The 15,375-nt window shown below is 62.5% G+C and carries 9 protein-coding genes; 7 read left to right on the top strand and 2 right to left on the bottom strand.

The genetic code is table 11. The annotated features are described in order from the left end of the window. The 4 genes from JWQ61_RS03555 to JWQ61_RS03540 all read left to right on the top strand — a co-directional run. A partial coding sequence (locus tag JWQ61_RS03555) for an amino acid adenylation domain-containing protein (RefSeq protein WP_304359299.1) occupies window positions 1–3,581 on the top strand: 3,581 nt, incomplete at its 5' end. A gap of 92 nt (window positions 3,582–3,673) precedes the next feature. Continuing rightward, the gene (locus JWQ61_RS03550; RefSeq protein ID WP_304359298.1) at window positions 3,674–5,047 is read left to right on the top strand and encodes a lysine N(6)-hydroxylase/L-ornithine N(5)-oxygenase family protein; all 1,374 of its coding nucleotides are present in this window, start codon (window positions 3,674–3,676) and stop codon (window positions 5,045–5,047) included. Between the two features lie 59 nt (window positions 5,048–5,106). After that, window positions 5,107–7,320 (top strand): TonB-dependent siderophore receptor, encoded by a 2,214-nt coding sequence (locus tag JWQ61_RS03545; RefSeq protein WP_304359297.1) that lies wholly within the window; start codon window positions 5,107–5,109, stop codon window positions 7,318–7,320. Window positions 7,321–7,409: 89 nt separating this feature from the next. Next, on the top strand, window positions 7,410–8,231 hold the full coding sequence (locus JWQ61_RS03540) for a formyltransferase family protein (RefSeq protein ID WP_304359296.1): 822 nt from the start codon (window positions 7,410–7,412) through the stop codon (window positions 8,229–8,231). Window positions 8,232–8,291: 60 nt separating this feature from the next. On the opposite strand, the gene JWQ61_RS03535 is transcribed toward JWQ61_RS03540, so the two are convergent. Then, the gene (locus tag JWQ61_RS03535; protein ID WP_304359295.1) at window positions 8,292–10,613 is read right to left on the bottom strand and encodes a xanthine dehydrogenase family protein molybdopterin-binding subunit; all 2,322 of its coding nucleotides are present in this window, start codon (window positions 10,611–10,613) and stop codon (window positions 8,292–8,294) included. Further along, on the bottom strand, window positions 10,610–11,074 hold the full coding sequence (locus tag JWQ61_RS03530; protein WP_304359294.1) for a (2Fe-2S)-binding protein: 465 nt from the start codon (window positions 11,072–11,074) through the stop codon (window positions 10,610–10,612). Before JWQ61_RS03530 ends, JWQ61_RS03535 begins: the two co-directional genes overlap by 4 nt. A gap of 209 nt (window positions 11,075–11,283) precedes the next feature. On the opposite strand from JWQ61_RS03530, the gene JWQ61_RS03525 reads away from it, so the two are divergent. From JWQ61_RS03525 to JWQ61_RS03515, 3 genes are all read left to right on the top strand, one after another. Continuing rightward, window positions 11,284–13,344, top strand: coding sequence for an OPT family oligopeptide transporter (locus JWQ61_RS03525; protein WP_304359293.1), 2,061 nt, complete (start codon window positions 11,284–11,286; stop codon window positions 13,342–13,344). Between the two features lie 139 nt (window positions 13,345–13,483). Then, the gene (locus JWQ61_RS03520; RefSeq protein WP_304359292.1) at window positions 13,484–13,894 is read left to right on the top strand and encodes a hypothetical protein; all 411 of its coding nucleotides are present in this window, start codon (window positions 13,484–13,486) and stop codon (window positions 13,892–13,894) included. Between the two features lie 75 nt (window positions 13,895–13,969). Further along, the gene (locus JWQ61_RS03515; protein ID WP_304359291.1) at window positions 13,970–15,307 is read left to right on the top strand and encodes a TolC family protein; all 1,338 of its coding nucleotides are present in this window, start codon (window positions 13,970–13,972) and stop codon (window positions 15,305–15,307) included. The last annotated feature ends 68 nt before the right edge of the window (window positions 15,308–15,375 follow it).

The following is a 15,375-nucleotide window of genomic DNA, read 5'->3' as shown; positions in this document are numbered from 1 at the left end:
GCGATTTGCAATGGCTGCCGCAGGCGGAGCGTGCGCAGCTCGAGGCCTGGAATTGCCAGCAGCCATATCAACCGACGGCATTCAAGGCAGTGCATGAATATATCGCTGAACATGCCCGGGCCCGGCCGGATGCGCGCGGCGTCGCCGATGTGGAGCGTTCGCTCACGCGTGGCGAAGTCGATGCGCGCGCGGCACGGCTGGCGCAGCGCCTGGTGGCGGCCGGTGTCAGCGCCGAGATGCGGGTGGGGGTCGCCCTCAGCCGTTCGGTCGACCTGCTGGTTGGCCTAATCGCGGTGCTAAAGTCGGGCGGCGCTTTTGTGCCGCTTGATCCGGCCCATCCCCGCGAACGCCTGGCGCAGATCCTCGGAGACGCACAGATCACGCATGTGATTACCGAGGATCAAAGCCTGTCGGCGCTGCCGGTATCGGAATCGCTGCGCATCTGGCTGCTAAGCGAGAAAATAAGTGAGCAGACGAACGACGCGGATGACGCCGAAGTTGCATCGGTCGCGCTGCCAGCCGTTGCGCCGACCCAGGCTGCCTATGTGATCTATACCTCCGGCTCGACCGGAAAACCGAAGGGTGTGGTGGTCGACCATGGTTCTTTCAGCCGCCATTGCGCGGCAATTGCCGAACGCTACGGCGCTGGCGAAGATGATGTGTTCCTGTTGTTCCAGTCGGTCAATTTCGACGGCGCGCACGAGGGATGGTTTTCCCAGTACATGTCGGGCGCCGCGGTAGCGGTGACCGCCGATACGCTCTGGCCGCCGGCGCAGACCTGCAAGATGATGGTGCGCGAGGGCGTCACCATGACCTACGTGCCGCCCGGCTGCGCCGCGCAGCTGGCCGAATGGGCGCTGGCGCACGGTGCGCCGCCTGCCTTGCGTTCGCTGACCGTGGGCGGCGAAGCGACTTCGCGCGAGGCGTTCGCGCTGATGCGCCGGGCTTTCCCGAAAGTGCGCATCGTCAATGGTTATGGTCCTACCGAAACCGTCATCACGCCGATGCTGTGGATGTTCTATCCGCATGACGATGTCGCCGGGCTGGCGGACAGCGCCTATCTGCCGATCGGCACCCTGGTCGGGGCGCGCACCGCGCATGTGCTGGATGTGCGCCTGAACCCCTTGCCGGTCGGCGTGATCGGCGAACTGTTCCTGGGCGGAGAAGGAGTGGGAGTGGCGCGCGGTTATCTCGACCGGCCTGCGCTGACCGCTGAACGTTTTGTGCCGGATCCGTTCGGCGCGCCTGGCGCGCGGCTCTATAGCACGGGCGATCTGGTCAAACGGCGCGCCGATGGCGTATTCGATTTCATCGGCCGCGTCGATCATCAGGTAAAGCTGCGCGGCCTGCGCATCGAGCTGGGCGAGATCGAGGCCCAGCTGGCTGCGCATGAAGATGTGCGCGAAGCCGTCGCCATCGTGCACGGCAAGGGCGCACAGGCGGCGCTGGTGGCGTATGTCGAACTGAGCGCCGAAGCGCGCCAGCGCAGGGTGCAGGCAGACGCGGCTGAGCTGGATGCCCATCTACGCCATACACTGCCCGATTACATGGTGCCGGCGCACATTATTGTGCTCGATGCCTTGCCGCGCAACACCAACAGCAAGGTCGACCGCGGTGCGCTGCCAGAGCCAAAACGGGTGGAGCGCCTGTATGAGTCGCCCACGGCTGGCGTGGAGACCGCGTTGGCGCAAATATGGCGCGAGATACTAAGCGTCGAACGGGTCGGTCGCGCCGATCATTTCTTTGAACTGGGCGGCCATTCGCTGGCCGCGGTGCGCGTGGCGACGCGAGTGGCAGAGCGGCTCGGGCACGATGTGCCGGTGCGCGCGCTGTTTGAAGCGCCGACTCTGGCGCAGTATGGGCAACGCATGCTGGCTTCGGTGCGCACGGAGCCGATGCCTGAAGACGATTCCCATGCTGCAGTCGCAGCCGCTGTTCCCGACGCCGACGGCGTGCTGCCGCTGTCGGCTGCGCAACTCGGCCTGTGGTTCTTGTGGCGGACGCAGCCGGACAACGCTGCTTACAACATCCCGATTGCATTGCGCCTGAACGGCCCGCTCGATGCCGGAGCTTTGCGTCAGGCATTTTCCTTGGCTGCAGCGCGTCACCCGGCGTTGCGTACCAGGATGGTCGGGCGGACAGGCGGCTTGCCTGGCCAGCGCATCGATCCGCATTGGCAGGCAGCGTTGCCGGTGATCGATCTGACGAGCGAAGCCTCGACGGCGGCAAGCCGCGCGGTCGCCTTGACTGATGAAGATGCGCTGACACCGTTCAATCTGCTTGGCGAAGGACCGTTGTGGCGTGTGCGGCTGCTGCGCCTGGCGCATGACGACCATGTGCTGTCGCTGGTAATCCATCACATCGTGTCGGACGGACAGTCGATCGAACTATGGTTCGACGATGTCCGCACGACATACGTGGCGCTGGTTTCCGGTTCCGCGCCGGCGCGAGTGATGCCTGCGCCGTTGCCAGCGCTGCCGCTGTTGCCGCTAGCGGCGCCGCGAACACGCCTGGCGTTCTGGCGCGATGTCCTCGACGGTGCGCCCAGCAATATCATGCCGCCGCCGGCAGCGGGACGCGCCGCCGCGCCGCGCTGGGCAGCGAGCCGGATTGCCTTCGAGCTGGACGCAGGCCTGGTCCAAGGCGCGCGTGCAATGGCGCTAGAGAGCCATGCAACGCTACCCATGCTGCTGCATGCGGCGCTGAACGTTGCGTTTTATCGTGCGACCGGCGCGGCCGACCAGCCGGTCGGCGTGCTGGCGTCGACGCGCGAATTGACGGGCGACGCCGCTCGCCTGGCGCTGGGATTGTTCATCAACGCAGTGGTGGTGCGTACCCGGCTCGCCGGCAAAGATTCTCCCGCCACGGTTCTGGCTGCAGTGCGTGACGCCGCACTGGCCGCCTATGCCCACGCGGACACGCCGTTCTCCGATGTGGTTGCCGCGATGCGCACGCCGCGTGCGGCGATCGGCAATCCTTTGTTCCAGGTGATGTTCAACTATATGCGTCCGTCCGATGCTGCCGGACACGATTGGGCCGGCCTTGCGCTCAGCGAATTCAATGATGTCCGGCACCGCGTGGTGTTCGAACTGGAACTGGACATTGTCGAGCATGCCGACGGCCGCGTGACTGGAGCTTTCTCGTATGCCAACGAACTGGTCGATGGCGTGTTTGTCGAGTCGCTTGCGGCGGGATACCTGGAAGTGGTCCGTCAGTTCGTCGATGCGCCGCATGCAGAACTAGGTACAGTCGAGCCAGGCTTCTCAGATACCCCTCGACCTGGACCCGCAGCGGCAAAGACAGATCAAACCACGGAACTGCATGCAGAAGCCAGGCAATTCGCCCTGGTGCTGCAAGGCATCTGGAATGACCTGTCCGACGACAGCACGCCATCGCTCGAGGCCAATTTGTTCGAGGCTGGCGCCACTTCATTCGATATCGTTCGTTTTGTCGATGCGGCGCGGGCGGCGGGCTACCCGCTGACGATCGTCGAGGTATTTGCCGCGCCATATTTTTCGGTTCTGGGCGCGCGTTTGGCAGCTCAGTCCCCAGTAGCGATGGAACTGCGCGATGCAGGCTGAAACCGGATTTTCCGGATCCGGCGCAGTCGCCCGGGAATTTTTTTCAATCGATACGCCTGGCGTGTCGGGTAAAACTGATAAGGAACTTAGACATGCAACGAGATAGTGTTTTTGATCTGATTGGCGTCGGCTTCGGGCCGTCTAATCTTTCGCTTGCCGTGCGCCTTGCCGAAGAGGCCGGGGCATCGCACCTGAATCATTGTTTTGTCGAACGGCAGCCGGAATTCGGCTGGCACCGCGGCATGCTGCTGGACGATTGCCGGATGCAGATTTCCTTCCTCAAGGATCTCGTCACCTTGCGCGATCCGAAGAGCCGCTTCACGTTCATCAACTACCTGTTCGAACGCGGCCGCCTGCCCGATTTCGTCAACCTGAAAAGCTTTTATCCGACCCGGGTCGAATTCCACGATTACCTGAACTGGGTGGCCCAGGCTTTTGACGAGCGCGTGCATTACGGCGAGACCGTGGTCGGGATTGAACCGGTCGCCGCGACAGACAACAGCGGCCAGGTCAATGCCTTGCGCGTGTTTTCGCGCGACGAAGCGGGCCGCGAATGGCAGCGCGTGACGAACGCGCTGTCGGTCGGCATCGGCGGTTCGGCGCGGATTCCGGAAATGTTTACCGCGCTTGGCCCGCACAATGTGATCCATACCTCGAATTACCTGACTTCCATCGACCGCGTGATAGGCGCTCCGCAGAACGGCCCACGTAAGCGGATCGCAGTAATCGGGGCGGGGCAGAGCGCAGCCGAAGTGTTCGTCGACCTGACGCGCCGCTATCCAGGTGTCGATGTCAGTATGGTGATACGTTCCAGCGCGCTGAAGCCGGCCGACGACAGCCCGTTTGTCAACGAGATTTTCAGCCCGGCGTACACCGACATTGTCTATGCCCAGGCGAAAGACGTACGGCGCTCGCTGATCGACCGTTTCCGCGATACCAATTATGCGGTGGTCGACCGCTCACTCATCGAACAGATCTACGAAATGCTGTACCTGCAGAACGTGGCGGCCGAACCACGCCATCGCTTGCTGGCGAACACGGCGATCGAAGCCGCCGTACGCAACAGCAACGGCCAGGTCGAGCTGACCCTGCGCGACCGCCTGAGCGGCCACGCCTGCGCCGAACGGTTTGACGTACTGGTGCTGGCGACCGGCTACGGCCGCGCCAATCACCTTGGACTGCTGGACGGGCTGGCGCCGTACCTGGGCGATGCGCTGGCCCAGGGCAACGTCGGCCGCGACTACCGGCTCACCACGCCGGCGAACTTCAAGCCGCGCATCTACCTGCAAGGCTGCTGCGAGGACAGCCACGGCTTGTCCGATACGCTGCTGTCGGTGTTGGCGCTGCGCTCGGATGAAATCACTACCTCGCTGGTGCAGGGGGCAAAGCAGGACCGGGTACCCGGTCCGATCATGGAGCAACAGAAAAACGGAGTGGGCGGCGGCCGGATAGCCTCTGCCCTTTGATAAAGAAAGCGGCGCAGTTTCAAAAAAACAAACCGCATTGCAACTGGGAGTAGTAGAAGATGGAATGGATAACAGGTACGCGTCGGCGTGCAATCGTTGTTGCCGCAAGTATGTTGTTGGAGGCAACGGCAGCTGGTTATGCGCACGCTCAGCAGGCGGCACAGCCGGCAAACGACGCGCAAAAGAACGGCAAGGCAGAAGGCAAGACGGACAGCACGCTGCCCGTCATCAATGTCAATGCAGGAGCAGACGATGACGGCACCGTCGGCCTGGTGGCGCGGCGCAGCGCGAGCGGCACAAAAACCGATACGCCGCTCAACGAGATCCCGCAGACGATCAATGTCGTCACCGCGGCCCAGATCGAGCAAACCGGCGCGGCCAGCATCAACGATGCGCTGCGCTATATCCCGGGCTTTTCGTCCTACGGTTCGGAAGTGCGTTCCGACTGGTATTCCGTGTTGCGCGGTTTTACGCCGAGCGTATTCGTCAACGGCCTGCAGGTGCCAAGCACGCTCAACCTGGCGAGCTGGCGCGTCGATCCCTACATGATCGACAGCATCAGCGTGCTGCGCGGCCCGACTTCGGTGCTGTACGGCCAGGGTGATCCGGGCGCCATCGTCGATGTCCAGAGCAAGCTGGCGAATGGCGAGCGCATCCGCGAACTGCAGGTGCAGCTCGGCGACTATGCCAGGAAACAGGTTGCAGTCGACATCGGCGACAAGATCGACAAGGACGGCACGCTGTCGTACCGTTTCGTCGGCCTCGGCCGCGACGGCAACTCGCTGACGGGACCGCATGCCGAGCAGCGCGTAGCATTCTCGCCATCGATCCGCTGGCAGCCGGACGCCAGCACTTCGCTGACCGCTGCCGTGACTTACCTGCAGGACTGGGGCGACGCTTCCAATAATTTCCTGCCGGCGCAGGGTACTATCCTGCCTAACCCGAACGGCAAGATTTCCGAGAACCTCTATACCGGCGACCCGACTTTTTCGCACTACCGCAAGAAACAATGGTCGGCCGGTTACCAGTTCGAGCACAAGTTCGATCCGGTCTGGACCTTCCGCCAGAATACCCGCCTGATGCATCTGTCGCTCGACCAGGGCCAGGTGTTCGGCGGCGGCCTGGATGCGGCCGACCCGTCGCAGCAGACGCTGTTGCGTTACGCCGGCCTGTACCAGCTCAACTACAGCCGCTTCGACATCGACAACCAGGCGCAAGCCAAGTTCAGCAGCGGCCCGTTTGAACATACGGTGCTGGTCGGCGCCGAGTACAACCGCCAGAGCACGACCGACAGCGAGTGGATGACGACCGGCACCAGCCTCAACATGTACAACCCGGTATATGTTCCGATCACCAACGACATGCTGACCGGCCCGGACGCCTTCCCGCGCACTTACACCAAGACTACGCTGAACATGTTCGGCCTGTATGCACAGGACCAGATCAAATGGCGGCGCTGGGCGCTGACCTTCGGCGGCCGCCAGGACTGGAGCAACACCAAGCAGAACGATATCGCCGGCGGCACCCAGTTCCAGCAGGACGACCATGCCTTCTCCGGCCGGGTCGGGCTGGTCTACCTGGGCGATTACGGCTTGTCGCCGTATGTCAGCTACTCGACCTCGTTCAACCCGATCATCGGCGTCAAGCTGGCCAACGGCGGACTGGCTGCGCCAAGCAAGGGGCGCCAGATCGAAGCGGGCTTGCGCTGGCAGCCGGCCGGCAAGAACCTGATGCTGAACGGCGCGCTGTACCAGATCTACCAGACCAACGTGCAGACACCGGATCCGCTCGATCCGACCGGAAGCTTGTCGGTGCAGAGCGGCGAAGTGCGTTCGCGCGGCGTCGAGTTCAGCGCGGTCGGTAACCTGTCGCGCGAGTTTTCTATCATTTCCGCCTATGTTTACCAGGATGTGAAAGTGACCAAAGCCAACGACTCGTCGCTGGGCAAGTGGCCGGTCGATATTCCGCGGCCGCGCCAGATGGCGTCGCTATGGGGCGACTGGACCTGGCGCACGGGCGCGCTGGCCGGCTTCGGCGCGGGCGCCGGCATCCGCTACCAGAGCGGCTCGGCCGGGGCTTCCGACAATTCGCTGTATGTGCCGAGCTACACGGTGTTTGACGCCGGAATCCACTACGACTTGCCCAACTGGCGCCTGACGCTGAATGCGACGAACCTGTTCAATCGCACCTACGTCAGCGGCTGCCAGTCGGAGAACACTTGCTTCTACGGTAACCAGCGCACACTGGTCGCCAGCGCGAAGTACAACTGGTAACAACGGTAAGGACGCGGCCTCGCGCTGATTGCTGTCTTTCAGTGCGTGGCCGATGCAGATAATTGATTGGTCGAATGGACAGGACATCTATGCCAAAGAAAAAACTCGTTTATATCTGGTCGCTGAGAAATGCGGCGGCCGACAGGGCAGGACAGGAAGTCGCGTACAAGAACAGTGCGCGCTACATGAAATCGGTGCTCGAATACCTGGTTGAAGCACTCAACCAGACCGAGCTGGGAGACATGTATTCTCTGGAAAAAGTCATCTACGACGACGATGCGGATTCGGCCGTCGACCGCGAGAAGCTGAAGGAGTATGGTTTCTCATATGAACCGGGCAAACGCTGGTTCTATCCGCCGGAGCTGAGCGTGCAAGGGCAGTCGGTAAATGAGCTACTGCTGGCGATTCCGTCGGCTTACCGGCAGCTTGGAATGCATGCGCCGGAGCGTGCGGCAGGGAAGAGCGCGTTCGAAAAGAAGCTGCTCGATACCCTGGTCGAACTGAAGGCTGACATCGTCGTGCTGGATGGCTTGCTGATTATCCTGGACGAGCTGGTGCGACCGGGCAGCCTGTTCGAGCGGAAGATCGTCAATATTCACCCCGGCGTCACGCGTGCGGATTCGCCGTACGAGCGCCGCGGCGCCTACGCGACGCTGGATGCATTGCACGGCGCGCGCGGCAAGAAAGTGGTGAATTGGCAAACCATGGAAACGGTGCCTGTGACGCCACTCTACATGACTGGAGCGTCCTTCCACTACGTCGACAACGGCACCGATTCCGGCGAAGTGATTCACGACGTGCTGAAAACAGAAATCGACAAGGAAGACACGATCCTGGAACTGCGCTGGAACAATTTCAACCGCAGCCTGTTTCCCGCGCTGCACGAAGGTCTGGTCAAGATCTATCGGTAGCAATAAAACGGCCATACGACAACAAGTCGCATGGCCGTTCTTCGCAGCTGGTTTTTACAGTCAGCTCTTTTTCGCCTGGTCCCGGATCGGCAGGTTGCGGATGCGTTTGCCGGTGGCCGCGAAAATGGCGTTGCACAAGGCCGGCGCGATAGGCGGCGTGCCCGGCTCGCCGACGCCGCCCAGCGGCATATCGTACTTGTGCTGCACCATGTGGACCCGCAAATCACGTGGGGCGCTGAACGCGCGCAGCACTTCGTACTCATGGAAGTTGCCTTGCTCCGCGCTGCCGTTCTTGAAGGTGATTTCACCGGTCAGCGCCAGGCTCAGGCCCATGATGCAGGCGCCTTCGACTTGCGAGCGGATCCGGTCCGGCGTGATCTGCGGGCCGCAATCGATCGCCATGTCGACCCGCGGAATGCTGATCGTGCCGTCATCGGCAACCGCCACTTCAATCACCGTCGCTACATACGACATGAAGCTGTAAGCCACGGCCAGGCCGAGGCCATGGCCCTTGGGCACCTTGCGGCCCCAGCCGGCTTCCTTGGTCGCCAGCTCCACCACGGCGCGCATGCGGCCGGTATCGAGCGGATACAAGACCGGCGATTCACCGTAGTTGGTGGTGTCCGACATCTCTTGCGGATTGATCTGGCGCGCCGGCCCTATCAGCTCCAGCAGGAATTCCCGGTGGTCGCGCTTGGCCGCGGCCGCCAGTTCCGCCACGAACGACTGCACCGCAAATGCGTGCGGGATGTTGTAGACCGAACGGAACCAGCCGATGCGGGTATGCGCTTCGACTTCGGGCGCCTCGATGCGGATGTTGGGAATCACGAACGGGATGTTGATCGCGCCCATGCCCAGTTCGCCCGGCTGCTCGCCCTTGGCGCCGGCGACGAAGGTCGAGGCGATGGTCGGCGCCGCGGTGCGGTGCAGCCAGGCTTGCGGCTTGCCCTTGGCGTCCAACGTGCTTTCCAGGTGTTCCAGCGATACGGTATGGAAGTAATCGTGGCGCAAGTCGTCTTCGCGGGTCCAGGTGACTTTTACCGGCACGCCGGCCATGGCTTGCGACAGCAGCGCCGCTTCGGCCACGAAGTCAGGCTTGGATTTGCGGCCGAAACCGCCACCCAGCAGGGTGACGTTGACCTTGACGTCGGCGGTCTTCCAGCCGAGGCGGTCGGCAACGGTGTCGCGCGTGGCTTGCGGGTCCTGCACGCAGGCCCAGACTTCGCATTTGCCGTTGGCGGTGCGGGCGGTAGCGGCCGGCGGTTCCATGGTGGCGTGGGCCAGGTGCGGAATGTAATATTCGGCTTCGATGCGCTTGCCGGCTTGTCCCAAAACCGCCATGGTGTCGCCGCTATTGCGCACCACTTTGGCCGGCTTGCGCGCGGCTTCCTGCAAGGTGGTCTTGAACGCAGTCGAATCGTAGCCGCCGTGCGGACCGTTGTCCCAGGTGATTTTCAATGCTTCGCGGCCCTTGATGGCAGCCCAGGTATTGCGCGCAATCACGGCGATGCCGCCCAGCGGATTGAATTTCGCCGGCGGCGGGCTGCCCTTGAGCTCGATGACCTTCACTACGCCCGGGATCTTCAGGGCTTCCGCAGGATCGAAGCTGGCCACCTTGCCGCCATACACCGGCGGCCGCGCGATCACCGCGTACAGCATGCCTTCCAGGCGGGTGTCGATGCCGTACTGGGTATTGCCGGTGACGATGTCGCGGAAATCGACGCTGCCGAACGCATCCTTGCCGATATAGCGGAATTGCGAAGGATCTTTCAGCGGCACTTGCGCCGGCACCTGCAGCTTGGCGGCGTCGACTGCCAGCTCGCCGTAACCCAGCTTGCGGTTGCTCTTGGCGTGCAGCACTTCATGGTTCTTGGTAGTGATTTCCGCTGCCGGCACGTTCCAGCGCGCGGCCGCGGCGGAGACCAGCATCAGGCGCGCGGTGGCGCCGACCTGGCGCATCGGCGTGAAGAAATGGCGCATGCTGCGCGAACCGTCGGTATTCTGGTTGCCGTAGCGGCTCTCGTCGGCGTTGGCTTGCACCACGCGCACCCGGCCCCAGTCGGCGTCGAGTTCGTCGGCTACCACCAGCGGCAGGCTGGTGCGGATGCCCTGGCCCATTTCGGAGCGGTGGGCAATGATGGTGACGATGCCGTCGGCGCCTATCGAAACAAAAATCAGGGGATCGTTGACGGTGCCGCCGGGCATGCCGGCGCCGCCGTATTTTTTTGCCGGAGCAGCGTCGGCGGCCAGCACCAGTCCGTTCACGCCCACCGTCAGCGCCAGTCCGGTAAACGCGCCTACACCCTTGAGCCAGGTGCGGCGGCTCATGGAAGCGACTTCGGTGTTAGCGCTATCTTTTGCGAAATCGAAAGCGGCGCTCATTTTGCGACTCCTTTATCGGCAACTTGCCTGATCGCCGCGCGGATGCGGGTGTAAGTGCCGCAACGGCAAATATTGCCGCTCATGGCGTCGTCGATTTCCTTGTCGGTCGGTTTCGGCGTGGTTTTCAGCAGGGCCGTAGCGGACATGATCTGGCCGGCCTGGCAGTAACCGCATTGCGGTACGCCCAGTGCAATCCACGCCTCTTGTACCGCATGGCCGACCTTGTCGTCGGCGATGGCTTCAATCGTGGTGACTTTCTTGCCGGCGGCGGCGCTGATCGGCGTGATGCAGGAGCGGATCGGCGCGCCGTCCAGGTGTACGGTGCAGGCGCCGCACAGGGCCATGCCGCAGCCGAATTTGGTGCCGGTCATGCCGATGTGATCGCGCAGGGTCCATAGCAGCGGGGTGTCTTCCGGTAAGTCGATTTCGTGCTGTTTGCCGTTGATGTTCAGGCTTGTCATGGTGGGTTTTACCTTTCCAACTTGGGGTTGATTACCTATTGATGGAGAAACTGGGTGCAGTATAGTCGAATTGATAACTTCTTGATTGCTTGTTACCATCCGGCTTGATAAACCGCGCCTGGGCATTGTAGACCTAACTCAAATTCTTTGATTAGGCGCAACTGTTTCGAGGATAATTGGCAGATTGCAATTTTGGTGATGGAGTTCCGATGTCCGATTTGTTGAATAGAGCTGGTCGCATTCCCGACAATGTTTCGCTGCCTGAGCTGACGCTGCGAGGCATTATCCTTGGTGCCTTGATTACGGTCGTGTTCACGGCCTCCAACGTCTACCTGGGCCTGAAAGTCGGCCTGACTTTTTCTTCCGCCATCCCGGCCGCCGTGATTTCCATGGCCGTGCTGCGCATGTTCAAGAGCGCCAATATCCTTGAAAACAATATGGTGCAGACCCAGGCTTCGGCCGCGGGCACCTTGTCGTCGATCATCTTCATCCTGCCCGGATTGGTGATGATCGGTTACTGGCAGGGTTTCCCGTACTGGCAGACGCTGGCGATCTGCGCCGCCGGCGGCATGCTGGGCGTGATGTTCACGATTCCGCTGCGGCACGCAATGGTGGTGCAGAGCGACCTGCCTTATCCGGAAGGCGTGGCGGCGGCGGAAATCCTGCGCGTCGGCAGCGCGGAAGTCGAACTCGACGCCACCACCGGCAAAGCCGGCGCCAAGGCTGAAACCGGCATCGTCGACATCATGGCCGGCGGTTTCACGGCCGCTGCGGTGACCCTGTTTTCATCCGGCTTCCGGGTGCTGGGCGAGGGCATCAACCTGTGGTTCGCGGCAGGGCCTGCGGTAGTGCGCCTGTCCGCCGGATTTTCGCTGGCTTTGCTGGGCGCGGGCTACCTGATCGGCATCGTGGCCGGCATGGCCATGCTGATCGGCCTGCTGATCGCCTGGGGCGTGGCCGTGCCTGTACTGACCTCGATGCACAGCATCCCGGACGGCGTGACGCTGGCCAAATATGCGACCGGCCTGTGGAGCAAGGACGTGCGCTTCATCGGCGCCGGCACCATCGGTGTGGCGGCGGTCTGGACCCTGATCACCTTGTTCAAGCCGATGATGGAAGGCGTCAAGACGTCGTTCCAGGCTTTGCGCGGCGGCAAAGGCCGCATCAACATTCCACGCACCGAACAGGATCTGGCGCCGAGCTGGATCATCGGCATCACCCTGGTGCTGGTGGCTATCCTGGTGGCGACTTTCGCCAGCTTCCTGAGCGCCGCGCCTTTGTCGGCCGGCATGGTGTGGGGACTGGTTGCCTACAGTGTCCTGTTCGCCGTGATCTTCGGTTTCCTGATTGCTGCCGCCTGCGGTTACATGGCGGGCTTGATCGGTTCTTCCGCCAGCCCGATTTCGGGCGTCGGCATCGTCGCCGTGGTGCTGGTGTCGCTGCTGATCCTGCTGGTCGGCAGCGGCGACGGCTTGCTGGCAACCGAGAGCGGCAACAAGCTCGGGATTGCGCTGGCGATCTTCACCACGTCGGCGGTGATCGCGGTGGCGACCATTTCCAACGACAACCTGCAGGACTTGAAAACCGGCTGGCTGGTAGGCGCTACGCCTTGGCGCCAGCAGGTGGCCTTGCTGATCGGCTGCGTGGTGGGCGCGGTGGTGATTCCGCCGGTGCTGGAACTGCTGTACAACGCCTACGGTTTTGCCGGCGCCATGCCGCGCGCCGAGATGGATGCGACGCACGCCTTGTCGGCGCCGCAAGCGACCCTGATGACTGCAATCGCGACCGGGATTTTCACCCACCAGCTGAACTGGGACATGATCCTGATCGGCCTCGGACTGGGCGTGGTGCTGGTGACCATCGATGAAGTGCTGCGGCATCGCGGCGGCGTGGCGCGTTTGCCAGTGCTGGCGGTAGGCATCGGCATCTATTTGCCGCCGACGGTAGCCTCGACCCTGGTGCTGGGCACCTTGCTGGCCTGGGTGATCGAACGTGTCCTGAAAAAGCGCGCACAGAAGGCGGGCGTGCCGTACGAGCAGTTTGCCGAAGCGCCGAACCGGCGCGGCGTCTTGCTGGCGTCCGGCCTGATCGTCGGCGAAAGCCTGGTGGGGGTGCTGCTGGCCGCTATCATCGGCTTTACCGGCAACGATTCGCCGCTGGCGCTGGTTGGCGCTTCCTTTGAAAACACTGCGCAGTGGCTGGGCCTGATTGTTTTTGCAGCTGTGGCCTGGGTTTTCTCGCGCCGTGTATTGACTGCGCTGAAAGCCTAAACTGGCGATGAAAAGGCTATTGTGTGATGCGATAGCCTTTTTTTAAATAGTCATTGACCTTCCCATAGGGGGAAGCGTAATAATGCCTATCAAGATAATTTCAACGCAGCTCCAATAAGCAAAGCAAGCATCAAGAACAATGAGACTGTCCCGTCCATCCCGTATCATCGCAGCACTCCTGGTGCTGGTCAGCGTGCTGTTCATGCAGCTTGCGGTGGCAGGCTACGCCTGCCCGAGTTACGCTATTAGTCAGGACAGTGAGCAGAGCAGTGAACCGATGGCGATGGACGGCGGGCAGGAAATGGCAGGCTGCGCCGGCGCCGACAAGGCGCAACCCAGCCTTTGCCACGCCAACGACCAGGCCGGCAACCAGTCCCTGGACAAACCGCAGCTGCCGCATGTGCAGCCGTTCATGGCGGCGGCGCTGACGCTGGTATTCCAGCATGTCGAAGCAATCGACAATTCCACCGACGTACTTCCCAACTCGCTGCTGCTGGCGCGCACTACTGCACCGCCGTTATCCATACGCAACTGCTGTTTCCGCATTTAACTTCCCGGATCGCTTAGTTCGCTGTCGTTGTGCCGCGCGCACGACCGATATTGTCTATTGCTGTCTGGAGGTTTCATGTCATTCCTGTTTACCGCGCGCCGTCCGGTGCGCAATGCGCGTCTTCGGTTTTTCCTGAAGACCGGCGTGGCCGTGCTGGCCGGGTCGCTTATCCTGGTGGCCAACGTCTATGCGGTCGAGGCGCCGCTGACCCTGGTCGAGGCCCAGCGCCGCGCTGTGGTGCGCTCGCGCCAACTGGCGGCGCAGGATTTTTCAGTTACCGCTGCGCGCGACATGGCGGTCGCTGCAGGGCAGTTGCCCGATCCTGTATTGAAGGTAGGTATCGATAACCTGCCGGTCACCGGCCGCGACCGCGGCAGCCTCAACAACGATTTCATGACCATGCGCCGGGTCGGCCTGATGCAGGAACTCACGGGTTCCGACAGGCGCCAGCTGCGTTCCGCCCGCTTCGAGCAGGAAGCGCAAAAGACCTTGGCCGAGAAGAGCGTGGCGACCGCCGCCGTCGAGCGCGATACGGCGCTGGCCTGGCTCGACCGCTACTACGCGGATGCGATGGCGGCGGTGATCGCGGAACAGGGAGAGCAGGCGAAACTCGAAATCCAGTCAGCCGAAGGCGCCTATCGTGCCGGCCGCGGCAGCCAGGCCGATATTTTCGCGGCTCAGGGCGCACTGGCCGCGTTCGACGATCGCGCCAGCGAAATCCGGCGCCGTGTGCGCAACGCCAATACCATGCTGGCGCGCTGGGTCGGCAACGTCTCGGACCTGTCCCTGGCAGAAAAACCTGCCACCGACATAGTCAGGCTGGACCCGGCGACGCTGGACAGCGCGCTTGCGCACCATCCCCAGATCGCTGTGCTGACCAGGCAAGTCGAGCTGGCCGAGACTGAAGCAAAACTGGCGAAGGCCAACGAAAAAGTCGACTGGACGGTGGAAGTGGGGTTCCAGCAGCGTAGCGCGGCGTATTCCAATATGGTGTCTGTCGGCCTCTCGGTGCCGCTGCAGTGGGATCGCAGGAACCGCCAGGACCGCGAACTTTCCGCCAGGCTGGCGCTGGTTGAACAAGCCAAGGCCGAGCGCGAGGACATGCTGCGCGCCCATGTTGCGGAAACCCGCAGCATGATGGACGAATGGCAAAACGGCCGCGAGCGTTACGCCCGTTATGACAGCGAACTGATCCCGCTGGCGAATCAACGCACGCTGGCCGCGATCACCGCCTACCGTGGCGGCAAGGCCAGCCTGGCCGATGTGCTTGCAGCGCGCCGCAACGTCATCGATATCCGTATCCAGGCGCTGCAGCTGGCGGCAGAAACCGACCGCCTGTGGACGCAACTCAATTTTCTCTTTCCAACCGGCGATGCGATGGCGCACGCGGCGGTGAACCAGGACATCCAATGATCAACAAGAACATATTCCTTGCCGCCGCAATTGCCGCTCTTCTCGGAACCGGCGGTTATGGTTTGTAC

The sequence above is a fragment of the Collimonas fungivorans genome (assembly GCF_028292705.1).
Taxonomy (GTDB): domain Bacteria; phylum Pseudomonadota; class Gammaproteobacteria; order Burkholderiales; family Burkholderiaceae_D; genus Collimonas; species Collimonas fungivorans_B.
The sequence above is the reverse complement of the archived record's forward strand: the minus strand, read 5'-3'. Positions and strand labels throughout refer to the sequence as shown.